This window comes from Saccharothrix luteola (genome assembly GCF_020859565.1).
Classification (GTDB): domain Bacteria; phylum Actinomycetota; class Actinomycetes; order Mycobacteriales; family Pseudonocardiaceae; genus Actinosynnema; species Actinosynnema luteola.
In genome coordinates this window covers 132600-155423 of the sequence record NZ_JAJHUO010000023.1, presented here as the reverse complement: position 1 = coordinate 155423, position 22824 = coordinate 132600, and the positions used below count along the sequence as shown (strand labels likewise).

The 22824-nt window shown below is 72.5% G+C and carries 25 protein-coding genes; 12 read left to right on the top strand and 13 right to left on the bottom strand.

Going from position 1 to position 22824, the window contains the following annotated elements; all coding sequences use genetic code 11:
* Window positions 1-15: 15 nt before the first annotated feature.
* Both LNK82_RS30410 and LNK82_RS30405 read right to left on the bottom strand, forming a co-directional pair.
* Complete coding sequence (locus LNK82_RS30410; RefSeq protein ID WP_372470688.1) at window positions 16-1494, bottom strand: DEAD/DEAH box helicase; 1479 nt, start codon at window positions 1492-1494, stop codon at window positions 16-18.
* A gap of 186 nt (window positions 1495-1680) precedes the next feature.
* Complete coding sequence (locus LNK82_RS30405; protein WP_230570310.1) at window positions 1681-2190, bottom strand: HXXEE domain-containing protein; 510 nt, start codon at window positions 2188-2190, stop codon at window positions 1681-1683.
* A gap of 26 nt (window positions 2191-2216) precedes the next feature.
* On the opposite strand from LNK82_RS30405, the gene LNK82_RS30400 reads away from it, so the two are divergent.
* Window positions 2217-2774, top strand: a complete 558-nt coding sequence (locus LNK82_RS30400) for a TetR/AcrR family transcriptional regulator (protein WP_230570309.1) — start codon at window positions 2217-2219, stop codon at window positions 2772-2774.
* On the opposite strand, the gene LNK82_RS30395 is transcribed toward LNK82_RS30400, so the two are convergent.
* From LNK82_RS30395 to LNK82_RS30385, 3 genes are all read right to left on the bottom strand, one after another.
* Window positions 2737-3714, bottom strand: a complete 978-nt coding sequence (locus tag LNK82_RS30395) for a serine protein kinase RIO (protein WP_230570308.1) — start codon at window positions 3712-3714, stop codon at window positions 2737-2739. The two genes, LNK82_RS30400 and LNK82_RS30395, sit on opposite strands and share 38 nt — an antisense overlap.
* 224 nt (window positions 3715-3938) lie before the next feature.
* Window positions 3939-4475, bottom strand: coding sequence for a hypothetical protein (locus LNK82_RS30390; RefSeq protein ID WP_230570307.1), 537 nt, complete (start codon window positions 4473-4475; stop codon window positions 3939-3941).
* A gap of 66 nt (window positions 4476-4541) precedes the next feature.
* Entirely contained in the window at window positions 4542-5492 is a 951-nt protein-coding gene (locus tag LNK82_RS30385) for a helix-turn-helix domain-containing protein (RefSeq protein WP_230570306.1), read from the bottom strand.
* Between the two features lie 86 nt (window positions 5493-5578).
* On the opposite strand from LNK82_RS30385, the gene LNK82_RS30380 reads away from it, so the two are divergent.
* Entirely contained in the window at window positions 5579-5815 is a 237-nt protein-coding gene (locus LNK82_RS30380) for a hypothetical protein (protein WP_230570305.1), read from the top strand.
* A gap of 3 nt (window positions 5816-5818) precedes the next feature.
* Here the strand turns inward: LNK82_RS30380 and yaaA are convergent, their stop codons facing one another.
* Window positions 5819-6556 carry a peroxide stress protein YaaA gene (yaaA, locus tag LNK82_RS30375; RefSeq protein WP_230570304.1) on the bottom strand — a complete coding sequence of 246 codons (738 nt, stop codon included), beginning with the start codon at window positions 6554-6556 and terminating at the stop codon, window positions 5819-5821.
* A gap of 640 nt (window positions 6557-7196) precedes the next feature.
* Window positions 7197-7550 carry a VOC family protein gene (locus LNK82_RS30370; RefSeq protein ID WP_230570303.1) on the bottom strand — a complete coding sequence of 118 codons (354 nt, stop codon included), beginning with the start codon at window positions 7548-7550 and terminating at the stop codon, window positions 7197-7199.
* Between the two features lie 142 nt (window positions 7551-7692).
* Between LNK82_RS30370 and LNK82_RS30365 the strand changes: the two genes are divergently transcribed.
* Complete coding sequence (locus LNK82_RS30365) at window positions 7693-9438, top strand: proline--tRNA ligase (RefSeq protein ID WP_230570302.1); 1746 nt, start codon at window positions 7693-7695, stop codon at window positions 9436-9438.
* A gap of 94 nt (window positions 9439-9532) precedes the next feature.
* On the opposite strand, the gene LNK82_RS30360 is transcribed toward LNK82_RS30365, so the two are convergent.
* From LNK82_RS30360 to LNK82_RS30350, 3 genes are read right to left on the bottom strand one after another with little or no spacing between them, the layout of a single operon-like run.
* Window positions 9533-10246: an HAD family hydrolase gene (locus LNK82_RS30360; protein ID WP_230570301.1), complete on the bottom strand. Its 714-nt coding sequence runs from the start codon at window positions 10244-10246 to the stop codon at window positions 9533-9535.
* Complete coding sequence (locus tag LNK82_RS30355; protein WP_230570300.1) at window positions 10243-10944, bottom strand: DUF8017 domain-containing protein; 702 nt, start codon at window positions 10942-10944, stop codon at window positions 10243-10245. The genes LNK82_RS30360 and LNK82_RS30355 overlap by 4 nt, the downstream gene beginning before the upstream one ends.
* Window positions 10941-11858 carry a DUF8017 domain-containing protein gene (locus LNK82_RS30350; protein WP_230570299.1) on the bottom strand — a complete coding sequence of 306 codons (918 nt, stop codon included), beginning with the start codon at window positions 11856-11858 and terminating at the stop codon, window positions 10941-10943. The genes LNK82_RS30355 and LNK82_RS30350 overlap by 4 nt, the downstream gene beginning before the upstream one ends.
* 127 nt (window positions 11859-11985) lie before the next feature.
* On the opposite strand from LNK82_RS30350, the gene LNK82_RS30345 reads away from it, so the two are divergent.
* Window positions 11986-13017: a YhgE/Pip domain-containing protein gene (locus LNK82_RS30345; RefSeq protein ID WP_230570298.1), complete on the top strand. Its 1032-nt coding sequence runs from the start codon at window positions 11986-11988 to the stop codon at window positions 13015-13017.
* On the opposite strand, the gene LNK82_RS30340 is transcribed toward LNK82_RS30345, so the two are convergent.
* On the bottom strand, window positions 12913-13320 hold the full coding sequence (locus LNK82_RS30340; protein ID WP_230570297.1) for a YjbQ family protein: 408 nt from the start codon (window positions 13318-13320) through the stop codon (window positions 12913-12915). The genes LNK82_RS30345 and LNK82_RS30340 overlap by 105 nt on opposite strands.
* A 49-nt stretch (window positions 13321-13369) precedes the next feature.
* Here LNK82_RS30340 and LNK82_RS30335 point away from each other — a divergent pair, with 49 nt between their 5' ends.
* The 4 genes from LNK82_RS30335 to LNK82_RS30320 are packed head-to-tail and all read left to right on the top strand — an operon-like array spanning window position 13370 to window position 16472.
* The gene (locus tag LNK82_RS30335) at window positions 13370-14155 is read left to right on the top strand and encodes an SDR family NAD(P)-dependent oxidoreductase (RefSeq protein WP_230570296.1); all 786 of its coding nucleotides are present in this window, start codon (window positions 13370-13372) and stop codon (window positions 14153-14155) included.
* A 41-nt stretch (window positions 14156-14196) separates the two neighbouring features.
* Window positions 14197-14676 (top strand): DUF4442 domain-containing protein, encoded by a 480-nt coding sequence (locus LNK82_RS30330; protein ID WP_230570295.1) that lies wholly within the window; start codon window positions 14197-14199, stop codon window positions 14674-14676.
* 7 nt (window positions 14677-14683) lie between these two features.
* Window positions 14684-15691, top strand: a complete 1008-nt coding sequence (locus LNK82_RS30325; protein WP_230570294.1) for an aminotransferase class V-fold PLP-dependent enzyme — start codon at window positions 14684-14686, stop codon at window positions 15689-15691.
* Between the two features lie 25 nt (window positions 15692-15716).
* Window positions 15717-16472: a hypothetical protein gene (locus tag LNK82_RS30320; protein WP_230570293.1), complete on the top strand. Its 756-nt coding sequence runs from the start codon at window positions 15717-15719 to the stop codon at window positions 16470-16472.
* Window positions 16473-16539: 67 nt separating this feature from the next.
* Here the strand turns inward: LNK82_RS30320 and LNK82_RS30315 are convergent, their stop codons facing one another.
* Together LNK82_RS30315 and LNK82_RS30310 are read right to left on the bottom strand one after the other, a co-directional pair.
* Window positions 16540-16974 carry a ferritin-like domain-containing protein gene (locus LNK82_RS30315; RefSeq protein WP_230570292.1) on the bottom strand — a complete coding sequence of 145 codons (435 nt, stop codon included), beginning with the start codon at window positions 16972-16974 and terminating at the stop codon, window positions 16540-16542.
* Window positions 16971-17414, bottom strand: coding sequence for a hypothetical protein (locus LNK82_RS30310; RefSeq protein ID WP_230570291.1), 444 nt, complete (start codon window positions 17412-17414; stop codon window positions 16971-16973). Before LNK82_RS30310 ends, LNK82_RS30315 begins: the two co-directional genes overlap by 4 nt.
* Before the next feature lie 211 nt (window positions 17415-17625).
* Between LNK82_RS30310 and rimP the strand changes: the two genes are divergently transcribed.
* The 4 genes from rimP (at window position 17626) to infB (ending at window position 22744) form a co-directional block, all read left to right on the top strand.
* On the top strand, window positions 17626-18168 hold the full coding sequence (gene rimP, locus LNK82_RS30305; protein WP_230570290.1) for a ribosome maturation factor RimP: 543 nt from the start codon (window positions 17626-17628) through the stop codon (window positions 18166-18168).
* Window positions 18165-19187 carry a transcription termination factor NusA gene (gene nusA / locus LNK82_RS30300; RefSeq protein ID WP_230570289.1) on the top strand — a complete coding sequence of 341 codons (1023 nt, stop codon included), beginning with the start codon at window positions 18165-18167 and terminating at the stop codon, window positions 19185-19187. Before rimP ends, nusA begins: the two co-directional genes overlap by 4 nt.
* Complete coding sequence (locus LNK82_RS30295) at window positions 19129-19554, top strand: YlxR family protein (RefSeq protein WP_308257325.1); 426 nt, start codon at window positions 19129-19131, stop codon at window positions 19552-19554. Before nusA ends, LNK82_RS30295 begins: the two co-directional genes overlap by 59 nt.
* 88 nt (window positions 19555-19642) lie before the next feature.
* Complete coding sequence (gene infB, locus LNK82_RS30290) at window positions 19643-22744, top strand: translation initiation factor IF-2 (RefSeq protein WP_230570287.1); 3102 nt, start codon at window positions 19643-19645, stop codon at window positions 22742-22744.
* Window positions 22745-22824 lie beyond the last annotated feature (80 nt).

Genomic DNA, 22824 nt, shown 5'->3' with positions numbered 1-22824 from the left:
TCGAAGATCGCCGGACTAGTGCTGGGCCACCCGGCGCGGGCGACCCGAGCTGCCGCCGCGCTCGCGCTCGGAACGGCCGCCGCGGAAGCCGCCGAAGCCGCCACCGCCGCCGCTGCGCCGAGGTCCACCGCCGCCACCGCCACCGCGACGGGCGCGGACCGGGACCTCGGGCTCGACCACGGGGATGCCGCTCGGCACGCGGGCGCCCGTGATGCGGACCAGCTCCTCGTCACCGGGACGGACCTTGGTCGAGGTCGGGCGGACGCCCGCCCGCGCGGTCAGGCCCTGCACGGTGCGCCGCTGGTCGTGCGTGACCAGGGTGACGACCGTGCCGGACTGGCCCGCGCGCGCCGTGCGACCGGCGCGGTGCAGGTAGTCCTTCGGGTCGGCCGGCGGGTCGACGTGGACCACGAGGCTCACGTCGTCCACGTGGATGCCGCGCGCCGCCACGTCGGTGGCGATCAGCACCGGCATGCTGCCCTCGCGGAACTGGGTGAGGACGCGCGTGCGCGCGCTCTGCGCCTTGCCGCCGTGCAACGCGCCGGCGTGCACGCCCATGGACCGCAGCTTCTTGGCCAACCGGTCGACGTGGTGCTTGGTGCGCACGAACATGATCGTGCGGCCCTCGCGCGCGGCGACTTCGGTGACCACGTTCTGCTTGTCCTCGGCGGACACGAACAGCAGGTGGTGGTCCATCGTGGTGACGCTGCCGGTGGGCGGCGAGACCGAGTGGACCACGGGGTCGTGCAGGTACTGGCGGACCAGCTTGTCCACGTCGCCGTCGAGCGTCGCGGAGAACAGCAGCCGCTGGCCGTCCTGCGGGGTCAGGTCGAGGATCGCCCGGACCTGCGGCATGAAGCCCATGTCCGCCATCTGGTCGGCCTCGTCCAACGCGGTGAACATGACCTCGGACAGGTCCGCCGTGCCCTGCCGCACGTGGTCGGACAACCGGCCGGGGGTGGCGATCAGCAGGTCGACGCCACGGCGCAGCGCGTCGACCTGACGCGGGAACGACGTGCCGCCGACGACCGTGCGGCACCACAGGCCCAGCGAACGGGCGAACGGGTTGAGGGCTTCCTCGACCTGCATCGCCAGCTCACGGGTGGGCACGAGCACGAGCGCGCGCGGCTTGAGCGGCTTGGCCCGGCCGCCGGTCAGGCGGGACAGCAGGGCGAGGCCGAACGCCAGCGTCTTGCCGGAGCCGGTCTGGCCGCGACCGAGGAGGTCACGACCCGCCATGGCGTCCGGCAGCGTGGCGGCCTGGATCGGGAACGGCTCGGTGATGCCCGCCTGCTCGAGCGCGCGCAGCAGCTCGTCGGACAGGCCCAACTCCGCGAACGAGGGCAGCGGGCCCTCGGGCATGGTGCTCTCGACGTGGTCGGGAATGGTGGTCGCCAGCTCCGCGGCGGGAGCGGGACGACGGTTGCCCTGGCCTGGGCGCCTGTTACTGCGGGGCTTGCGGAACTGCGGGCGCTCGGAACGGCCTTGGGACATTGTCGGCAAAACAAACCTCCGGGACACGGCACGTCTCGAGGATTGCTCTGCTTGAGCAGGCGCGATCGCGGGGACGGGCCCGGCGCGCGGATCGCGCCGATAGTGGTTGGGAAGCACCACCGGCCACTCTGGCGGCCTGGGGCGCTCAGTGGCGCCACCGGGCGGTGCACCACTCAGTCTAGCCGATCACGCGGCGGAGTTCGTCACCCCGGCGGTGTTCTCGCGCACACGGGTGGCGAGCCGGGCGATCAGGTGGGCTCCGCCGACGATCACCGGGAACCACAAAAGGCCACGTGGCGACGGGTTCACCTCGATACCCGCGCGCCGGAGCCGACGCAGCGCCCACCAGCTGAACGGAGCAACGACGGTCGGCGCGGTGAGCACCCCGGGCGTGTAACCGCGCCACACCGCGCTGCTCGCCACGTGCACGACGGCGTGCAGCCCGAAACCGGTGAGCGCCGACTGGAAGAACTTCGACCTCCCGAAGGTGCGGGCACCGTCGGCCGCCGCCGCGGCGATCACGACCCCGACCACGCCGATGGCGATCGCCGCCTCCGCCGTCGTGGTCGTAGGCACGTGTTCGCGCCCGCGCGTCCAGCGGGCCGTGGTCGCCAACTCTTCGAGGTCGTGCACGACCCACGCGGCGAGCAACCCCCGGGTGACCCTCTTGCCGACCGCACCGCTCTTGCCGACCACGGCAATTACGTTACATGATGTAACGCATGGCAGGACGCCCCCGCAACGCCGAGATCGACCGCGCGCTCACCCGAGCCACCCTCGACCTGCTCCAGGAGGTCGGCTTCGAGGCGTTGACGCTCGACGCCGTCGCCGCCCGGGCCGGGGTGAGCCGACCGGCCCTGTACCGGAGGTGGCCGACCAAGCTGCACCTCGTCGCGCACGTCCTGCTGGCCGACGTCGTGCCGATGGCCGACCCGGACACCGGCAGCGCGCGCGAGGACCTGCTCCGGCTGGCGACCGCGCTGGTCGACGGCCTGTCGTGGGTGGTGCTCGCGGCGCACGCCGAGGCCCGGCGCGTGCCCGGCCTGGTCGACGGCTTCCTGGCCGACCGGCACGCGCTGGTCGACGAGGTCGTGCGGCGCGGGGTGGCGCGCGGCGAGCTCCGGGCCGGTGTCGACCCGGAGCTCGTGCGCGACCTGCTGTTCGGCCCGCTCGTCTACCACTGGCTGGCGACGGACGGGCGCCGTTCGCCGGACGTGGTCTTCGACCTCGTCTGGCCCCTGTTCACCGCAGCCCGGCCAGGTCCAGCAGCATCTCGGTGACGCCGCGCGGCTCGGCCAGCTCCGGCGACAGGCCGTGCGAGGTGAACCAGCCGGCCACGTTGCGCACGTCCCGTTCCAGGAACTCGGGCCCGCGCGGGTTCGCCACCAGGTCCACCACCTGCGGCAGGTCGATCACGATCAGCCGCCCGTCGTGCACCATCAGGTTGAACGCGGACAGGTCGCCGTGCCCGAGCCCGGCGGACGCCATCACGCCCAGCGCGTCCACCAGCTGCCGCCACAGGTCGAGCAACTCGTCCGGCTCCGGCCGCAGCTGCGCCAACCTCGGCGCCGCCGCGCCGTCCGAGCCGACGAACTCCAGCAGCAGTTCGGTGCCGTCGCGCTGCACCGGGTAGGGCACCGGCGCGCCCAACTGCCAGAGGGTGGTCAGCGCGGCGAACTCGGCCACCGCCCACCGCTCGGCGATGAGGTTGCGGCCGAACGCGCTGCGGTTCGCCATCGCGCGCATCTCGCGCGACCGGCGCATGCGCCTGCCTTCGAGGTAGCCCGCGTCCCGGTGGAACAGCCGGTGGTCGTTGCTGCGGTACCGCTTCGCGGCCAGCAGGCACGACCGGTCGGTGCCGGGCATCGCGCGTTCCAGCAGGAAGACGTCCGCCTCCTTGCCGGTCTTCACGATCCCCAGCTCGCGGTCCACCGCGGACAGGTCGGTGACCAGCCACTCCGGGTGCGGCTTCGGGCCCTGGTCGGCGTCGCCCCAGGTGGACCAGCGGTCGCCGTCGGCCGGGGTGTCCGCCGCGACGGCGTCCTCCCGCATCTGGGCGAGGCGGTCCTTGGCCTCCTCGGTGAGCCGGCCGCGACGGCCCGGCTCGACCTCGCCCTCACGGCGCGAGGTGGCCTTCTTCGCTTTCTTGGCACGCCACTTGAGGTCGTCGGCGTGGTCGAACTCGGATTCGAACTCGGTGTACTGATCGTGCTCGCGCACTGGATGTGCTCCAGGTGAAGTGGGAGTGAACGCCCCCACCCGGCGCGGTGTGGTCTTTCGCGCGGGTTCGCGTCAGGCGAGCGGGGCGAGCGGACGGGTCGGTGCCACGTCCCGGACAGCTGTCGCCATCTGGCACCTCCTCGACTCCGCCGTGGTCTGCCACCACCGGCGCTCTGCGCGTACGGGCACAGGGTGCCCGGCCCCGCGGCACGGCCGCAACCGAATTACCGCGAGCTCGTCCCGCCGCCCTGGCGCGACTCCGCGCGGTAGCTGCCGCGCTGGCCCATCCAGGCCGCGGCCAGCTGGGCGATCACCAGCGAGTCGTGCCGCAGCACGCGTTCGTCGTGCCACTGGGGCGCCCTCGGCGCGACGGCCAGCATCCGCTGCCGGGCCGTGCCGCTGAACTCCACCAGCGCGGCCACCGCCTCGTCGACCTCGTCCGGCGCGAGCGGCCGGGGCGTCGCGGTGTCGGGCAGCGAGAGGGTGGTGTCGGTGAACGTCGCCGAGGTGCCGAGGTCGCGGGCGAGCTGGTGCTCCACCGACTCCGCGTTGATCTGCCGCTGCTGCCACGTGGCATCGGCCAGGGCGAGCCGCAGGCCGAGCAGCCGGGCCAGGCACACACCGGACCACACCCGCTCCAGCGCTTCCGGCGCGCCGAGCGCGTCGGTCCGCAGGTCCTCGGTGATGCCCCGCAACTGGGCCGGGGTGACCGGGTCCGAGAACGTGGTGCTCGCCGTGTCGCCGGGTGTGTCGGGGGTCACCTGGTCATTCTGTCACCACCCTCGCGAGTGGTGACAATACGTGGGGTTCGGTCACGCAGATGGCCGTCAGCGGTGCGAGAACGACCGGCGGTAATCCTTCGGCGCGACTCCCACCACGGACGTGAAGTGGTGGCGCAGCAGCGCGGCCGTGCCGAAGCCCGAGCGGTGGGCCACGTCCTCCACGGTCAGTCGCGTCTCCTCCAGCAGTTGGCGGGCGCGCAGCACGCGCTGCGTGGTGAGCCAGCGGTGCGGTGTCGTGCCGGTCTCGGCGGCGAAGCGGCGGGCGAAGGTGCGTTCGGACATGTTCGCCCGTTCGGCCAGGCTCGTGACGGTGTGCTCCTGGTCGAGCTGGTCCTGGAGCCAGGCGAGGAGCGGCTGGAGGCTGTCGGCCTGGTGCGGCGTCGGCAGTTCGACGAACTGGCGCTGACCGCCGTCTCGCTGCGGCGCGACGACCATGCGGCGCGCGATGACCGCCGTGGCGGCTGCGCCGAACTCGCGGCGGACCACGTGCAGGCTCGCGTCGATGCCCGCGGCCGTGCCCGCGCTGGAGACGATGTCGCCGTCGTCCACGAACAGCACGTCCGGGTCGACCTCGGCGCGGGGGAAGCGCTCGGCCAGCGCGGCGGCGTGGCGCCAGTGGGTGGTGCAGCGGCGGCCGTCCAGCAGTCCCGCCGCGCCGAGGACGAACGCGCCGCTGCACACCGACAGCAGCGTGGCGCCGCGCCGGTGGGCGTCGCGGATGGCTTCGAGGAGGTGCGGCGGGTACTCGTCGCGGACCTTCGCGGCGGCCACGGCGACCAGGTCGGCGTCGGCCAGCGCGTCGAGGCCGTGGTCGGCGATCAGGGACGCGCCGACGACCTCCGTGCGGATCGGCTCGCCGGGGCGTTCGCCGCAGACCCGGAAGTCGATCGGCGGGACGCCGTCGTCGGTGCGGTCCACCCCGAAGACCTCGCAGAGCACGCCGAACTCGAACGGGGTGACGCCGTCGATCAGGACGGCCGCAACGGTGCGCAGCATGCCGTCACAGTACTTGGCAGGATTTTGACGCACAACGGCAAGACTGCCAGTTGTGGCAGGTTCTTGCGCATCGCACAGTTAGTGCCATGACTGAGATCCTCTTCGCCCTGGCCGTCGTCGCACTCGTCGTCTACGGCCTGGAGCGCAACCACCGGCGTCAACTCCGCCTCGGTTCCCGCCTGGCGGGCAGCACGGACACCGAAGACCGCGACCTGTCGCGCGTGACGGCCGACCTGCACGCCGTCGTCGCGCACACGACCGCGGACCGTCCCGCCGCGCACCGGCGTCAGGTCACGCCCGTGCGCTCGATCCGCCCGGCCTGACGGTCAGACGATCAGGTCGGCGGTGCGGGTGCCGGTCGGCTCCACCCGCAGCCCGGCCCGGCCCGCGAGCTTGACCAGGCCCTTGAGGTCGGTCGGCTCGGACCGCGACTTGACGATCGCCTGCGCTAGCCGGCCCTTGTGCGCCTTGTTGAAGTGGCTGACCGCGTTGCGCCGCCCGTTGCCGTCCTCGGTGACCACGCGGATCACGGCGGCGGCGGGGATGCGGGCCAGCGAGGTGTACGGACTCGAACGCAGGTCGACGACGAACTCGTCGACGGCGGCCAGCACCGGTTCGAGCGCGGGCCGCCAGAACCCGCCGAGCGGGCCGACGGACGGCGGCACGCTGCCACCGGACAACCGGTAGGCGGGGATGGGATCACCGCCGCCGACCACGCCGAACAGCGCCGAGGCCACCGAGAGTCGCGCGAACGCCCGTGACCTCTCCGTCTTCGTCAACGCGTCGAGGCCGAGCGCGTCGTACAGCACCCCGGTGTACCTGGCCAGCGCGGGCAGGGTGGGTGAGCGGCGCAGGGCGGCGTTGCGCTCCACCTCGCCGGCCTGGCGTTCGGAGATCCCGAGCACGGCGAGGCTCGCGGGGACGTCGTCGGCGAGCTCGACGAGCGCGTCGACGAGCTTCCCGCGCACCGGCGTGAGCTCCGGGTGGGACAGCAGGTCGAGGTCGAGCGGCGCGCCGGACCCACCAGGGGCTTTGGTCTCCGACGGGGGGAGCAGTACCAACACGAGGGCGCAGCCTATGCGCCCCCACCAGCCACTCCCGCCCTGCTCCCTCCCACCGCCCGCCGCCTCTGCCCCCGCCTCAGGCTTCCGCCCGCCCCTACCCGCGCCTCCGGCCTCCCGCCCGCCTCCGGCCTCCCGCCCCCGCCTCGGCCTCCAGCCGCCGCTGCTCTCGCCTCCGGCTTCCTCCCGTGCCTGCTCCGCCACCCTCCGCCCTCGCGCCCGGCCCGCTCGCAGTCCCCGCCCGCGCTTCCTCCCGCCCTGCTCCCTCCCGCCGTGCCCCCGGCTCGCCGCCTCCGGCTTACCGCCGGCCGCCGCACGTACTCCCGCCGGGTAATCGATGCCTGTCCCGCCCTATGCGCCCGGCCGCGCGCTCTTGCATTGCCCCTCGCCGGTCCCGACCGGCGCTCCCTCCCGCCCAGGGCCCCTCCCATGCGCCGGAGCGCACAGCGCACTCGCCCGCCGATCGGATGCCCGATGCCGGCCGCCACACCCCGCCCGGCGCTCCCTCCCGCCGACCGGCCCAGTCCTGCGCGCCGGCTGCTCCACCCCGCTCCGGACCCCCTCCGGCCGGCCACCTCCCGGGCTGCCGGCCGCCCCCCGATGACCCCCCGTGACCGCCCCCCCGGCGGCCACTTGCCGCGGGTCAGCTGGTCTGACCGACGCAGAACTGGTTGCCGTCCGGATCGGCCAGGACGGTCCAGGTCAGGCCCGGCACGGTGTGCTCGCTGATCTCCGTCGCGCCCAGCCCGACCAGCCGGGCCACCTCGCCCACGCGGTCCTCGACGTGGGCGTCGAGGTGCACCCGGTTCTTGCCCGGCGTCGGGTCGTCGACCCGTTGCAGCCCCAGCAGCGGTCCGCCCTCGCCGCCCACCGCCGCCAGCACCAGGAACTCGCCCCAGTCGTGCTGGATCGAGGTGCCGAGCGCCTTCGTCCAGAAGTCCGCCAGCCGCTGCGGGTCCGTCGTGTCGATCGTGATCATGCCGATGGTGAGCGTCATGGCCCGGCACGCTAGCGACGACCACCGACAATTCCCGCCGCGAACCCCCGGCCCCCCGCGCCCACCGGCCTAACCCGTTGGAACTGATCAGAGCAAGTTCACTACCCTTTCCCGGACAACCCGCCCACGAGGAGCACCCACCGTGATCACGAGGATGTCGTCGCTGTTCCTGCGCACCCTGCGCGAGGACCCGGCCGACGCCGAAGTACCCAGCCACAAGCTGCTGGTCCGCGCCGGCTACGTGCGCCGCGTCGCGCCGGGCGGTTACTCGTGGCTGCCGCTGGGGCTGCGGGTGCTGCGGAACATCGAGCAGGTCGTGCGCGAGGAGATGGACGCCTTCGGCGCGCAGGAGATCCAGTTCCCCGCGCTGCTGCCGAAGGAGCCCTACGAGGCGACGAACCGGTGGACCGAGTACGGGCCCAACCTCTTCCGCCTCAAGGACCGCAAGGGCGCCGACTACCTGCTCGGCCCCACCCACGAGGAGCTGTTCGCGCTCACCGTGAAGGGCGAGTACTCCTCGTACAAGGACTACCCGGTCACGCTCTACCAGATCCAGACCAAGTACCGGGACGAGGCGCGTCCCCGCGCGGGCATCCTGCGCGGTCGCGAGTTCCTGATGAAGGACTCCTACTCCTTCGACCTCGCCGACGAAGGGCTGGCGCAGTCCTACCAGCGGCACCGCGAGGCCTACATCCGCATCTTCGACCGGCTCGGCCTGGAGTACGTGATCGTCTCCGCCACGTCGGGCGCGATGGGCGGCTCGGCGTCGGAGGAGTTCCTGGCGGTCGCGCCGACCGGCGAGGACACCTTCGTCCGCAGCACGGAGTCGGACTACGCGGCGAACGTGGAAGCCGTCGTCACGCCCGCGCCCCCCGAGCAGGACCCGGCGGCGCACCCCGCGGCGCAGGTGCACCACACGCCGAACACGCCGACCATCAAGACGCTGGTCGACTTCCTCAACGCCGACACCGACCGCACCTTCACCGCCGCGGACACCCTGAAGAACGTCCTGGTGAAGACGCGCGCGCCCGGCGAGAAGGACTGGTCGCTGCTGGCCATCGGCCTGCCCGGCGACCGCGAGGTCGACGTCAAGCGCCTGGAGGCGGCGATCGAGCCCGCCGAGGTGGCGATGCTGGAGGAGGCGGACTTCGCCCGCAACTCCTTCCTGGTCAAGGGCTACATCGGCCCGGCGGCGATCCAGGACAACGGCGTGAAGTACCTGGTCGACCCGCGCGTGGTGCGCGGCACGGCCTGGGTCACCGGCGCGGACAAGGTCGACCACCACGTGGTCGACCTGGTCGTCGGCCGCGACTTCACCCCCGACGGCACGATCGACGTGGCCGAGGTCCGCGAGGGCGACGCGTCGCCCGACGGCAAGGGCCTGCTGGTCGCCGCGCGCGGCATCGAGATCGGGCACATCTTCCAGCTCGGCCGCAAGTACGCGGACGCGTTCGCGCTGGACGCGCTCGGTCCGGACAGCAAGCCCATCCGGATCACCATGGGCTCGTACGGCATCGGCGTGTCCCGCCTGGTCGCGGTGATCGCCGAGCAGAGCCACGACGACCGCGGCCTGATCTGGCCGCGCAACGTCGCGCCCGCCGACGTGCACGTGGTCGTCGCCGGCAAGGACGAGACGCTGCTCGCGGGCGGCGAGAAGCTGGCGGGCGAGCTGTCCGCGGCGGGCCTGCGGGTGCTGCTGGACGACCGCAAGGCGAGCCCGGGCGTGAAGTTCGCCGACGCCGAGCTGATCGGCGTGCCGACGATCCTGGTGGTGGGCCGCGGCCTGGCGAACGGCCTGGTCGAGGTCAAGGACCGCCGCACGGGCGAGCGCGTGGAGGTGCCGGTCGACACTGCGGTCGAGCACCTGCTGAACGTGATCAAGGGCTGATCTCCCCGCGAGGTCGCGTCGGTCGTTCGCGTCCTCATTTCCCGGCGATCACGCTCTTCGATCGTCGGGAAATCAGGGCGTGAACGACCGACTTTCAGGCGACCGAGCCGCCGTCTGCGGAGCAGCGGCCGTTCAACACCGCCGCCAGCACGGCCGCCGTGTCGGACAGGTCGTCCAGCACGACGTGCGCGCCGGCCTCACGCAGTTCCGCGACGCTGCTGCGGCCCGTCGCCACGCCGATGGCGACGGCGCCGTGGTGCAGCGCGGCGTCCACGTCGTGCGGCGTGTCGCCGATGACCACGGACCGGAACTCGCGGGCGTGCTTGGCCGTGGCCAGTCGCACCGCCTCCAGCACCAGCGCGGGCCGGTGCTCGGACACCGAGCCGTAGCCGCCGATCTCGAAGTCCAGGTGCTCGTCGAGCCCGAACGCGGCCAGCTTGTGCCGGGCGATCTCCACGAGGTTCCCGGTGACCAGCGACTGCACGACGTCCTCCCGCGCCGCCAACGCCTTCAACGCGGCCAAGGCGCCCGGGAGCGCGTGCCCCCGGGCCGGCAGCAGGTCGCGCTCCCGCGTGGCCACGTCGATCAGCTCGGCGTGCAGCCGGGCCACCAGTTCCTCGGTCGGCTCCAGGTCGTGCGCCGTCAGCAGCTCACGCGTGATGGCGCGCTCGGTGCGGCCGGGGAAGCTGGGCACGTGCACGAGGTCGATGCCCGACGTCGCGCGGAACGCGGTGCGGTACCACTCGTGCCCGAGGCCCCTGGCGTCGATCAACGTCAGGTCGATGTCCCACAGCACCAACGTGTTCACGGCAGCCGCACGCTCTCCAGGATGCGCTTCACGTCGTCGTCCGAGGGTCCTTCGGCCACGTGCGGCCCGCCCTCGGCGACGTTGAGCGCGAACACCGCCACCTCGGACCCGTTGCGCATGGCCACCGCGCTGACCGTGGCCTTGGGCGCGTAGCACGCGCTGGCGGACTGGGGCGTCACCTCGACGCTGAGCCGGACCACCCCGTCGTCACCGGACTCGACGCGCGGCTCGCCGATCTCGGGCGGCGCGTCGTTCACCGTGTACCCGCCCGCGGCGATCCGGTTCACCAGCTCGGTGGCGACCTGCTCCGGGTCGTCGTGGACGACCGAACCGGCCATCGCCTGCGCCTGGATCATGCTGCGGCCCTGGCACTGGAACGGCCGCGACACGTACGTCGTGCTCAGCTTGACCCGCCCGGACGAGCCGGCGCCGCTCGACTCCCACGACGGCGGCAGCTCGTAGGACAGGCCGGCCTTCTCGTCGTCCACCGCCTGCCAGTCCGGCTCGGCGGAGGTCGACGTGGTCGACGTCGAGGTGGGTCGCGCCGCCTGGCCGTCGCCGGAGTTGAGCACCACGATCGCCGTGACGCCGCCGCCGACGACGAGCAGCGCGACCACGCCCAGCGCGATCCACAGCGGCGCGCGGCTCGGCCGCTTCGGCGGTTGCTGCTGGTAGACGCCCAGTCCGGAGTAGCTCACCGGCTCAGCGGCTTCACGGAGTCGACCATTCCCTGCAGGTCGGCCTCGGCCAGCGGCTTCGGCTCGGCCGGGCCGCCTTCGAGGTCGCCGTTCGCCATGAACACGTGGAAGCCCTTGTCCCCCTTGAGGACCAGGACCTTGACCATGCCCTTGGTGGCCAGGCACTCGTCGCCGGACGTGGTGGCGGTCGCGTCGACCTGCACGCCCTCGATGTCGCCCAGCGGGCTCGGCAGCTTCACCGGCTTCGGCTCGCCCAGCTTGACCTCGGACTTCGGCGCGGACTTGTAGTACTGCGTGGCGAGCTTCTGGGCGAAGTCCTTGGCCACGGCGGTGAGGTCCGTCTGCGGCACCACGACACCGCCCGCGCCGCCGCGGGTGAAGCCCTTGCCGCCGCAGTCGTACGCGCCGTTGACGGTGAGGCCCGTCAGCTTCACGTCCGGCATGGCCTCGACCGGCGCGCTGCCCGGCGAGGGCGACCAGCCCTTGGGCACGTCGTAGCTGTAGGACAGGGCGGTCACCGGCAGGCAGTTCCAGCCCTGCTTGACGGGCTCGCAGGTGGAGTTCGGCGGGGTCGACGGCGTGGTCTTCGCCGTGGTGGTCGTGGTCGTCGACGTGCTGCTCGTCGTGGTGTCCTGCGCGACCGGCGTCGTGCCGTCCGGCCTCGTCAGCACGAACGCGGTCACGCCGCCGCCGACCAGCACGACGACGACCGCGCCGATCACGAGCCACAGCTTGGCCTTGCTCTTCTTCTCGGGCGGGGGCTCCTCACCGCCGGAGAAGACGCCGAGACCGCCGTACGAGCCGCCGTAGTTCTGCGGGAAGACCTGCTGCGGGTAGCCCTGGTCCTGCCGGCCCCAATCGCCCTGGTTGGGCTGGCCGCCCCAGCCGGACTGCCCGTCACCTGGGTAAGTCACGGCCCAAACCGTACCCGGTGCCGCTCGCGGCCCGGACCGCTCCGATCAATTCAGCGCACGTTGACTTCTGCGGGCGGCCGGTCGTAGGCTCTAATTCAACACTTGATGAACTACCTGGGAGGGCACCATGGCCGCACTGCACGACCGGCCGCCGTCGGTCATCGCGGTGGCCACCGCCGTCGCGGGCGCGTTGATCGCGCTCGTGCTGGGCCTGCTGACGTTCGGGGTCCAGGCGACGGTCCACCCCGACGCCGTGCCGCTCGCGGTCGCCGTCGGCGCCGACGCGCCACCGCCGCTGCGCGGTGTCGCCGACAAGGTGGCCGGCAGCGACGTGGCGGAAGTCTCGTGGCGGGTGACCACGCCGGAGGACGCGCGGGGGCTGCTGTCCCGCCAAGAGGTCTACGGGGTGCTCGAACTCGCGCCCGACGGCGCGACCGTGCTGCTGTCCGGCGCGGTGAACCCGTCCGGCACGCAGGTCGCCCAGCAGGTGCTCGGCGGCGTCGTCCAAGGGGCCGGGATGGAGGCGAAGGTCGTCACGCTCGACCCGTCGTCCGCCGCCGGTCGCACGGCGCCGTTGGCCGCGAGCGCGCTGCTGTGGATCACCGGTCTGATCGCCGCCGCGGCGTTCACGGTGCTCGCCCGCAAACCGACCGTGATCGGCCGGCTCGCGGGCATCGCCACCACGACCGTTCTGGGCGTGGCAGTCGTCGCGGGCCTCTTCGCCCTGTGGGACTCGTCCCTGCCCCTCACCACGACCGTGCTCGGCTACCTCGCCCTGGTCGGCGCGGCGTTCGCGCTGGTCCAAGGCGCGCTGCTGAGGCTGCTCGGCATCCGCGCGATGGCCCTGCTCGGCCCGCTGTACCTGATCGCGCCCGCCGTCGCCGGCCAGGTGCCGGAGCTGATCGACCCCGTCTACCGGGCCCTGCTGTGGTCCTGGACCCCGTTCCGCTTCTCCACCGAGGGCGTGCGCGCCCTGCTGCACGGCGGGGCGCCGACCACCGCCCAGGTCTGGGTGTTCGTGGGACTGGCCGCCGCGGGACTGCTCGTCCTGCTGCTACCCGGCCAGGAAGCTCAGCCGGACCTTGCGGACGGGGTTGTCGACGTTGGTGTCGACGAGGCAGACCGACTGCCAGGTGCCGAGCGCCAGCACACCGCCTAGCACCGGGATCGTCGCGTAGGGCGGCACGAGCGCGGGGAGCACGTGGTCACGGCCGTGACCGGGCGTCCCGTGCCGGTGCCGCCACCTCCCGTCGGCGGGCAGCAGCTCGCGCAACGCGGCCAGCAGGTCGTCGTCGCTGCCCGCGCCGGTCTCCAGCACCGCCAGGCCCGCGGTCGCGTGCGGCACCCAGACGTGCAGCAGGCCGTCGCCGTCCACGTCGGCCAGGAAGTCCTCGCAGGCGCGGGTCAGATCGTGGACGACCTCGGCCGAGCCGGTGCGGATCTCGATCTCTTCGCTGCGCATGCCTCCAGAGCTTAAATCGCGGTGCGCCCCCGCCGCCCGGTCAGGCACGATGCCCCACGTGATCCACACCGCGATCGTCACCGGGGCCAACCAGGGCATCGGGGCGGCGACCGCCAAGGCGCTCGCCGCCCGAGGCGTCAACGTCCTCATCTCGTTCCTGCGCTTCGCGCCCGCGCCGGACCCGAGCCTGCCGCGCGAGTACTTCACCGCCCGCGAGTCGGACGCGGCGGACGTGGTCGCCGCCATCACCGAGGCCGGCGGCAAGGCGCACGCGCTGGAGGTCGACCTCACCGACCCGCTGGCGCCCGGCACGCTCTTCGACACCGCGGAGAGGGTCTTCGGACCGGTCGACATCCTGGTCAACAACGCCTCCAGCTGGGTGCAGGACACGTTCCTGGCCGTCGAGACCGACCAGTTCGGCCGCGTCCTCCAGGCCGTCACACCCCAGACGTTCGACGCGCAGTTCGCCGTGGACGCCCGCGCCGGCGCGCTCCTGATCGCCGAGTTCGCCCGACGGCACATCGCCCGCGGCGGCAACTGGGGCCGCATCGTCGGCCTGACCTCCGGCGGCCCGCTCGGCTTCCCCAGCGAGGTGTCCTACGGCGCGGCGAAGGCGGCGCTGGACAACTACGCCATGTCCGCGGCGGCCGAGCTCTGGCCGCACGGCATCACGTCCAACGTCGTCAAACCGGGCGTCACCGACACCGGCTGGGTCAACGACGCGGTGCGCGCCGAGCACGACGTCTCCCAACCCGAGGACGTCGCCGAGGTGGTGGCGTTCCTCTGCTCGGACGCCGCGGCGAAGGTGACGAAGAACGTCATCACCCTGCACTGATTCCACCCGGCGGGCTATTACTCGCTGGTAACATAGTCGCCGTGAAGGCATCCCGACTGCGCCGCGGCATGAACCTGTGGCCACCGTTCCTGTTCGCCGGCATCCGCGTGGTCGAGCTGTCCGACGACTACCGCCACGCCAAGGTCCGGATGCGGATGCACTGGTGGAACCGCAACTACGTGGGCACGCACTTCGGCGGCTCGCTGTTCGCGATGACCGACCCGTTCTGGATGCTGCTCGTGCTCCACCACCTCGGCCGCGAGCACCTGGTGTGGGACCGGGCGGGCGAGATCGAGTTCGTCAAGCCGGGCCGCGGCACCGTCCACGCCGAGTTCCACCTGACCGACGAGCACCTCGACGAGCTGCGCACCCGTGCCGCCGCCGACAACAAGGCCCTGCTGTGGTTCTCCACCGACGTCGTGGACTCCGCCGGCGAGGTGGTCGCCCGCACCCGCAAGCAGGTCTACGCCCGCCGCAAGAACCGCAAATCGGTGGACGACGGGGTGGCCGAGAACGTGTGATCACCCCATGCGCTCAGCCTTCGGCACGACCTTCGACGTCCCCCTCGGCTACCTGAACACCGCCAGCATCGGCGTCCCGCCCGTCCCCGCCGCCAAGGCCGTCGCGGACGCCGTGCGCCGGTGGTCGGCCGGCGCGGACGGCCCGGGCGCGGTCGACGAGCACGTGACGACGGCGCGCGGGGCGTTCGGCCACCTCGTCGGCGTGCCGTCCGAGCGCGTCGCGATGGGCGCGTCGGGCTCCCAACTCGTCTCCCTCGTCGCCGCCGGACTGCCGGCCGACACCTCGGTCCTCGTCGCGCGCGGCGAGTTCACCAGCCTGACCTTCCCCTTCGCCGCCCGCGGCCTGCGGGTCACCGAAGTCGATCTCGACGAGATCGTCGCCCACGCGGGTGCGCACGACCTGGTCGCGGTCAGCGTCGTCCAGTCCGCCGACGGTCGCATCGTCGACCTGGACGGCCTGCGCGCGACCGGCGTGCCGGTCCTGCTGGACGCCTCCCAGGCGGTCGGCTGGCTACCGCTCGACCTGGGGTGGGCCGACTGGGTCGTGGCCGTCGGCTACAAGTTCCTGATGGCGCCACGCGGCTGCGCCTGGCTGGCGTGCTCTCCCGCGGCCCTGGAGCGCACGGTGCCCGTGGCGGCCAACTGGTACGCCGGCGACGACCCCTGGAGCACCGTCTACGGCCTTCCGCTCCGCCTCGCCCCCGACGCCCGCGGGCTCGACCTCTCCCCGGTCCTGCTGTCCCAGTTCGGCGCCGCCGTCTCCCTGCCCCTCGTCGCCTCGCTGGACCTGGGCGCGGTCCGCGACCACAACGTGGCCCTGGCCGACGCCCTGCTCGCCGGCCTCGACCTGCCGCCACGGGGAACGGCGATCGTCTCCCTCGACCTCCCCGACGCCGCCGACCGACTCGCGGCGGCCGGCGTCCGGTCCAGCATCCGGGCCGGCCGCGTCCGCCTGGCCTTCCACCTCTACAACACCGTCGAGGATGTCGATCAGGTGCTCACAGCGCTCGCCTGACCCTCTTCCGTTACCGTGGGTCTTTGTGTCGGTTCCTCCCGAATCACCCGAAGAGGTGACGCAGCGGATCCCGCCCATCCGACCGTCGGACACCGCCCCGCTGTGGCGGTCGGAGATCGGGCAGTTGGACTCGCTGCTGAGCTCACCTCCGCCCCCGCCACGCCGCGCGCCCGCCGCCCCCACGGCGCACCCGCGTCGCGGGATGGTGCTCAAGGGCCTGGGCCTGCTCGGCGTGGCGGTGGTGTCCGGCCTGGTCTGGCTGGTCGTGATGCCGAAGAACACCCCGACCGGCACCCCCACCACCACGTCCGCGCCGTCGGGCGAATTCTCCTTCGCCGCGTCCTCCGACGTCCCCGAGCCGCTGAAGGACAGCGACTGCGCGGCGCACGCCTACGGGCAGACCAAGACGTTCCTGACCAACACGCCGTGCCAACAACTCACCCGCGGCCTGTACACGACGACCACCCCTGACGGGGTGAAGGTCTACACGTCCGTGTCAATCGTGCGGATGAAGACGACCGAGGACGCCGCCAAGCTGAAGGACCTGACCACCCGCGACGGCACCGGCAACGTCAACGACCTGGTCAAGGACGGCGCCGTCCGCGTCCCGAACCTGACCACCCTGGCCAACGGCGGCTTCGCCGCCCGCCTGCAAGACCGCGACGTGATCATCATCGAATCGGACTCGGTCAAGCACGGCCCCGACGAGAACGCGCACAACCAGCTGATGAAGCGGATCAGCAACGACGCCTTCCGCCTCGCCGCCGACCTCAACGCCTAACTGACGGCTGATCTGCCCGTCCGGCCGAGGACGCTCTTGATCTTCAACGCTCTTGCCCCCGCCGCCCTCACCCAACCCCGGCCCCAGGAAACGCGATCGACGTGGGCGTCACCCCCGCCACCTTCCTCCACCGGGTCGCCCGCACCGCCGACACCGTCAACGCGTCCAACGCCGACGTCCGCAACGCCGCGTCATCGGTCCGCTCCAACACCCCGCGCCAAGCCACGCACGCATCCGTCTCCACCGTGATCAACGCCGCGATCGCCGACGCCGCGCTGTCCACCGGCTGAGGCGGCAGGTACGCCGCCGCCGGAGGCCTCGGCGTCGCGCCCGCATCGCGCAACCAGCGCTCCGTCACATCTCGCCGCGCCCGGTGCGCGTTCGCCCCGTCCGCCACCGCCGCCGACTGCTGGGGCACCGAGATGAACGCGCTGACCAGCCCATACGTCCACACCGCCGCGTGCTCCGCCGCCAACGCGTCCTGCACCGCATCGACACTCACGACAGCGCCTCCACCAAGCTGGCGCACCCCGCCGCCACCGAGGCGACCAACCCCACCCGGTGCGACTCCACCTTCACCACCAGCTCACCCGCCTGCTTCTGCGCCGCCTGCAACGCCGGCGCCAACGCCTCCCGCGTCGCCCCCGCCTGGGGTGCCACCGAGGCCAACGTCGTCGGCGCCACCGACGACCCCGGCACCCGCGGCGTCGCCCGGTCGACCTCCGCCTGCAACCGCGTCGCGTGCTCGGTCCGCGCCGCAGCCGTCTCGGGGGCTCCGACCGCCGCGGCGAGCGCGGCGTCCGACAGCGCCGCCTTCACCAACTCCGCCAGCGGGTCCGGTGGCGGCGGAGGGGGAGGGGGTGTGGTGCACGCGACTGCCAACGGCGCCGTCGCCGTCGCCAGCAGCACCGCGCGCCTGCTGAACGCCGTTCTTCCGATCACGTGTTCCGATCCTGCCAGAGCCGCACCCACCCACCACCTCACCCACCACCACCTTCACCCGCCCCACCCGCCACCCCACCCACCACCGCCTTCGCCCGCGGCACGTGGGAGGCCGCCGAACGAGATAGTCTGGGCGACCACGGCCGGCGAAGTGCAGCGTCGGCCGGGGTTGCCGTGCCCTCTGCACTCGAACAGAACCTGGAGTCACCACATGTCCAGCCCGCCGCGCGGAGAACTCGCCGCGCAGCTAACACCCGTCGTGCGGGAGGCGGTCGAAGCGATCGGCTTCGACCTCGAACTGCTCGACGTGAACCAGGCTGGGCGTCGCAGGCTGGTCAAGGTGGTCGTGGACGGCGACGACGGGATCGGGTTGGACGAGGTGGCGCAGGCCAGCCGCGCCGTCTCCGCCGCCCTCGACGCCAACGAGCACCTGATCGCCGGGCCGTACACGCTCGAGGTCACCTCGCCCGGCGCGGACCGCCCGCTCACCAAGCCTCGCCACTGGAAGCGCAACCGGCTGCGCCTGGTGAAGGTCAAGCCGCAGGCCCCTGCCAAGGAGCCGGAGCCGGTCGAGTTCTTCGGCCGGGTCGGCGATGCCGACGACACCGGCGTCGTGCTGCTGGTCAAGGGCGAGCTGCGCCGCGTCGAGTACCGGACGATCGAGCGCGCCGTCGTCGAAGTCGAGTTCAAGCAGCCGCCGGTCGACGAGCTCGCGCTCCTCGAAGGCAAGCACCTGAAGGAGGAGTCGGAGTGAACGTCGACATCGCCGCTCTCAGGGCGATCGAACGGGACAAGGACATCCCCTTCGACACCGTTCTCGAAGCCATCGAGACGGCCCTGCTGACCGCCTACAAGCACACCGAGGGCCACCACGCCCACTCCCGCGTCGAGATCGACCGCAAGAGCGGCGCGGTGCGCGTGCTCGCGCAGGAGCTGAACCCGGACGGCACCGTGGCCGAGGAGTGGGACGACACCCCCGAGGGGTTCGGCCGCATCGCCGCCACCACCGCCCGCCAGGTCATCCTCCAGCGCCTGCGCGACGCCGAGCACGAGCGCACGTTCGGCGAGTTCTCCGCCAAGGAGGGCGAGATCATCGCCGGCGTGGTGCAACGCGACGCCCGCGCCAACGCCCGCGGCATGGTCGTCGTCCAGGTCGGCGACACCGAGGGCGTGCTGCCGCCCGCCGAGCAGGTGCCCGGCGAGTCCTACGAGCACGGCTCGCGGCTCAAGTGCTACGTCGTGGGCGTGTCCCGCGGCTCACGGGGCCCGCAGATCACCCTTTCGCGCACGCACCCGAACCTGGTGCGCAGGCTGTTCGCGCTCGAGGTGCCCGAGATCGCCGACGGCACCGTGGAGATCCCCGCGGTGGCACGTGAGGCAGGTCACCGTTCGAAGATCGCGGTCCGCACCACCGTCCCCGGCGTGAACGCCAAGGGCGCGTGCATCGGGCCGATGGGCGCCCGGGTGCGCAACGTCATGAGCGAGCTGGCCGGTGAGAAGATCGACATCATCGACCACTCGGACGACCCGGCCACGTTCGTCGGGAATGCCTTGTCACCGGCGAAGGTTGTGTCCGTCAGGGTGCTCGACGAGCGCGCCAAGACGGCACGGGTCGTGGTCCCGGACTTCCAGCTCTCCCTCGCCATCGGCAAGGAGGGGCAGAACGCCCGGCTGGCCGCTCGGCTCACCGGCTGGCGCATCGACATCCGCAGTGATGCGGAGGCCGGCGGGTCCGCTCCGGCGGGCGCATCGGCATCCGGTTCGGCTGAATAGGCAACAGGGGATAGACTTCTCAGTGGTTCAACGTCGGGGATCGGATCTCACGCACATCGGCCCGGTTCGTACGTGCATCGGATGCCGCGCTCGGACGTTGCCCTCCGAGCTGCTGCGCGTGGTGGTCGTGGACGGGGCTGTGGTCCCGGACACACGTCGACGGTTGCCCGGTAGGGGAGCATGGCTGCACCCCGATCCGGACTGCCTCCGCAACGCCGAGAAGCGACGGGCGTTCTCCAGGGCCTTCCGGGTCCAGGGGCCGCTCGACGTGGAACGCGTGCGCGGTCATCTCGAGCAGTGTGGGCTCCAGGTCGCGGGATCGCCCCGTGACCAGCAGGAAGCAAGGAAGCAGGTCGACCCGTCATGAGTCAGCCGTGAAGCTGAAGACATGAACGCGCGACGTTAAGACGAGGTCGACGGGACTTGCCCGCCGGCCTCCCTCACAGAGGAGTGCAGTGGCAGGTAAGGCCCGCGTGCACGAGCTCGCCAAAGAGCTCGGAGTCACGAGTAAAGAACTACTCACCAAGCTCGCCGACCAGGGCGAGTACGTGAAGTCCGCGTCCAGCACCGTCGAGGCCCCCGTGGCCCGACGGCTCCGTGACGCCTACGCCAAGGGCGAGTCCAAGCCCAAGCCCGCAGGCGCCCGCCCGGCGCCGCCGAAGCCCGCGCCGACGAGCGCGGCCTCGGGCGAGACCAAGAGCGAGACGACCCCGCGTCCGCCGGCGCCCGCCGGCAAGCCGGGTCCGCGCCCGGTGCCCGGTCCCAAGCCGATGGCGCCCAAGCCGGTGGCCAAGCCCGCCGCTCCGGCGCCCGCGGCTCCGGCCCCCGCCGCGCAGCCCGAGGCCCCGGCGGCGGCAGCAGCGGCTCCGGCGCCCGTCCAGCCGCCCAAGCAGCAGCCGGCCGCCGCACCCGCGGCGCAGCCGCAGCAGCCCCAGCGGCCTCAGCAGGCGCCCCAGCAGGCGCCGCGGACCAGTGGCCCCGGCCCTCGTCCCGGCCCTCGCGCACCGCAGCAGCAGCCCGCCGCGGCGCAGAACACCCCGTCCGTGGTCCCGCCGCGCCCGCAGGCCCCCAAGCCCGCCGGCCCGCGGCCCCCGCGTCCGGGCAACAACCCGTTCGGCGTGGGCGGAGGCGCTCCGGCGCCGCGCCCGCAGGCGCCGCGCCCGGCCGCGCCGGGTGGCGGCGAGCGGCCGTCCGGCCCCAAGCCCGGTGACTCGCGCCCGGCCGGCCCTCGTCCGGGTGGCTCCGGTGGCGGTCCCGGCGGTCCCCGGCCCAACCCCGGCAACATGCCGCCTCGGCCGAACCCGGGCATGATGCCCGGTCGTCCCGCGCCCCGTCCCGGTGGCGGCGGTGGCGGCGGCGGTCGTGGCCCCGGCGGTCCCGGTGGCGGCGGCGGTGGCCGCGGTCCTGGTGGCGGCGGCGGTCGTCCCGGTGGCGGCGGCGGTGCCGGTGGCGGCTTCCGCCCTGGTGGCGGCGGTGGTGGCGCCGGTGGCGGCTTCCGTCCCGGTGGCGGCGGTGGCGGCGGCGGTGGCTTCCGCCCCGGCGGCGGTGGCGGCGGTGGCGGTGGCGCACCGGCCGGTGGTGGCGGCGGTTTCCGCGGTCGTCCCGGTGGTGGCGGTCCCGGTGGTCGCGGCGGTGCCGCGGGTGCCTTCGGCCGTCCCGGTGGTCCGGCGCGTCGTGGCCGCAAGTCGAAGCGGCAGAAGCGCCAGGAGTACATGGACAACATGCAGGCGCCTTCGGTCGGTGGCGTCCGCCTGCCCAAGGGCAGCGGCGAGACGATCCGCCTGCCGCGTGGCGCCTCGCTGACCGACTTCGCCGACAAGATCAACGCCAACCCGGCTTCGCTGGTGCAGGTGCTGTTCCACCTCGGCGAGATGGTCACCGCGACGCAGTCCGTCTCCGACGAGATCCTGGAGCTGCTCGGCTCCGAGATGAACTACAACGTGCAGGTCGTGTCCCCCGAGGAGGAGGACCGCGAGCTGCTGGAGACGTTCGACATCACCTACGGCGACGACGCCGGCGGCGAGGAGGACCTCCAGATCCGTCCGCCGGTCGTGACCGTCATGGGTCACGTCGACCACGGCAAGACGCGCCTGTTGGACACCATCCGCACGGCGAAGGTGGCCGAGGGCGAGGCGGGTGGCATCACCCAGCACATCGGCGCCTACCAGGTGAACACGGAGCTCGAGGGCAACGAGCGCCTGATCACGTTCATCGACACCCCGGGTCACGAGGCGTTCACCGCCATGCGTGCTCGTGGTGCGAACTCGACCGACATCGCGGTCATCGTGGTGGCGGCCGACGACGGCGTGATGCCGCAGACGGTGGAAGCGATCAACCACGCCCAGGCGGCCAACGCGCCGATCGTGGTCGCGGTGAACAAGATCGACAAGGAGGGGGCCAACCCCGCCAAGATCCGCCAGCAGCTCACCGAGTACGGGCTGGTCGCCGAGGAGTACGGCGGCGAGACCATGTTCGTCGACATCTCGGCGAAGCAGGGCATCAACATCGACGGCCTGCTGGAAGCGATCCTGCTGACCGCCGACGCGTCGCTCGACCTGCGGGCCAACCCGGAGATGGAGGCGCAGGGCGTCGCCATCGAGGCGCACCTGGACCGCGGTCGCGGTCCGGTGGCCACGGTGCTGGTCCAGCGCGGTTCGCTCCGCGTGGGTGACTCGATCGTGGCGGGCGCCGCCTACGGTCGCGTGCGCCGCATGGTCGACGAGCACGGCGCGGACGTCACGGTGGCGACGCCGTCGCGTCCGGTGCAGGTCATCGGCCTCACCTCGGTGCCCGGCGCGGGCGACACGTTCCTCGTGGTCGAGGAGGACCGGGTGGCCCGGCAGATCGCCGAGCGCCGCCAGGCCCGCAACCGCAACGCGATGAACGCCGCGAAGCGCAAGCGCGTCAGCCTGGAGGACCTGGACGCCGCGCTGAAGGAGACGAGCGCCCTCACCTTGATCATCAAGGGCGACAACTCGGGTACCGTCGAGGCCCTCGAGGACGCGCTGATGAAGATCGAGGTCGGCGACGACGTCGAGCTGCGGGTCATCCACCGCGGCGTCGGTGGCATCACCGAAGGCGACATCAACCTCGCCGTCGCGGGTAACGCCATCGTCCTGGGCTTCAACGTCCGGGCCGAGGGCAAGGCCACCGAGCTCGCCAACCGCGAGGGCGTGGACGTCCGCTACTACACGGTGATCTACCAGGCGATCGACGAGATCGAGCAGGCCCTGAAGGGCATGCTCAAGCCGGAGTACGAAGAGGTCCAGCTGGGCCGCGCGGAGGTCCGCGAGGTCTTCAAGTCCTCCAAGGTCGGCACGATCGCGGGTTGCCTCGTGATGTCGGGCGAGATCCGGCGCAACGCCCGGGCCCGCCTGCTGCGCGACAACAACGTCGTGCAGGAGAACCTGCCGATCAGCTCGCTGCGCCGGTTCAAGGACGACGCGACCGAGGTCCGCGAGGGCTTCGAGTGTGGTCTGACGCTCGGCAACTACAGCGACCTGAAGGTCGGCGACATCATCGAGACGTTCGAGATGCGCGAGAAGCCGCGCGCCTGATCGTCTTCAGCCAGGTGCGGGGGCGGCGTAACCCGCGGCCCCCCACCACTGGACACCCCATGGGGTTAATCAGGGGTAGT

Excerpts from the sequence above, each read along its gene's own strand:
- rimP (WP_230570290.1), top strand. The coding sequence starts at position 17,626 with ATGTCCAGCCCGCCGCGCGGAGAACTCGCCGCGCAGCTAACACCCGTC.
- LNK82_RS30410 (WP_372470688.1), bottom strand. The coding sequence starts at position 1,494 with ATGTCCCAAGGCCGTTCCGAGCGCCCGCAGTTCCGCAAGCCCCGCAGT.
- LNK82_RS30325 (WP_230570294.1), top strand. The coding sequence starts at position 14,684 with ATGCGCTCAGCCTTCGGCACGACCTTCGACGTCCCCCTCGGCTACCTG.
- LNK82_RS30345 (WP_230570298.1), top strand. The coding sequence starts at position 11,986 with ATGGCCGCACTGCACGACCGGCCGCCGTCGGTCATCGCGGTGGCCACC.
- LNK82_RS30380 (WP_230570305.1), top strand. The coding sequence starts at position 5,579 with ATGACTGAGATCCTCTTCGCCCTGGCCGTCGTCGCACTCGTCGTCTAC.
- LNK82_RS30295 (WP_308257325.1), top strand. The coding sequence starts at position 19,129 with ATGCGGAGGCCGGCGGGTCCGCTCCGGCGGGCGCATCGGCATCCGGTT.
- LNK82_RS30335 (WP_230570296.1), top strand. The coding sequence starts at position 13,370 with ATGCCCCACGTGATCCACACCGCGATCGTCACCGGGGCCAACCAGGGC.
- LNK82_RS30340 (WP_230570297.1), bottom strand. The coding sequence starts at position 13,320 with ATGCGCAGCGAAGAGATCGAGATCCGCACCGGCTCGGCCGAGGTCGTC.
- LNK82_RS30385 (WP_230570306.1), bottom strand. The coding sequence starts at position 5,492 with ATGCTGCGCACCGTTGCGGCCGTCCTGATCGACGGCGTCACCCCGTTC.
- LNK82_RS30370 (WP_230570303.1), bottom strand. The coding sequence starts at position 7,550 with ATGACGCTCACCATCGGCATGATCACGATCGACACGACGGACCCGCAG.
- LNK82_RS30400 (WP_230570309.1), top strand. The coding sequence starts at position 2,217 with ATGGCAGGACGCCCCCGCAACGCCGAGATCGACCGCGCGCTCACCCGA.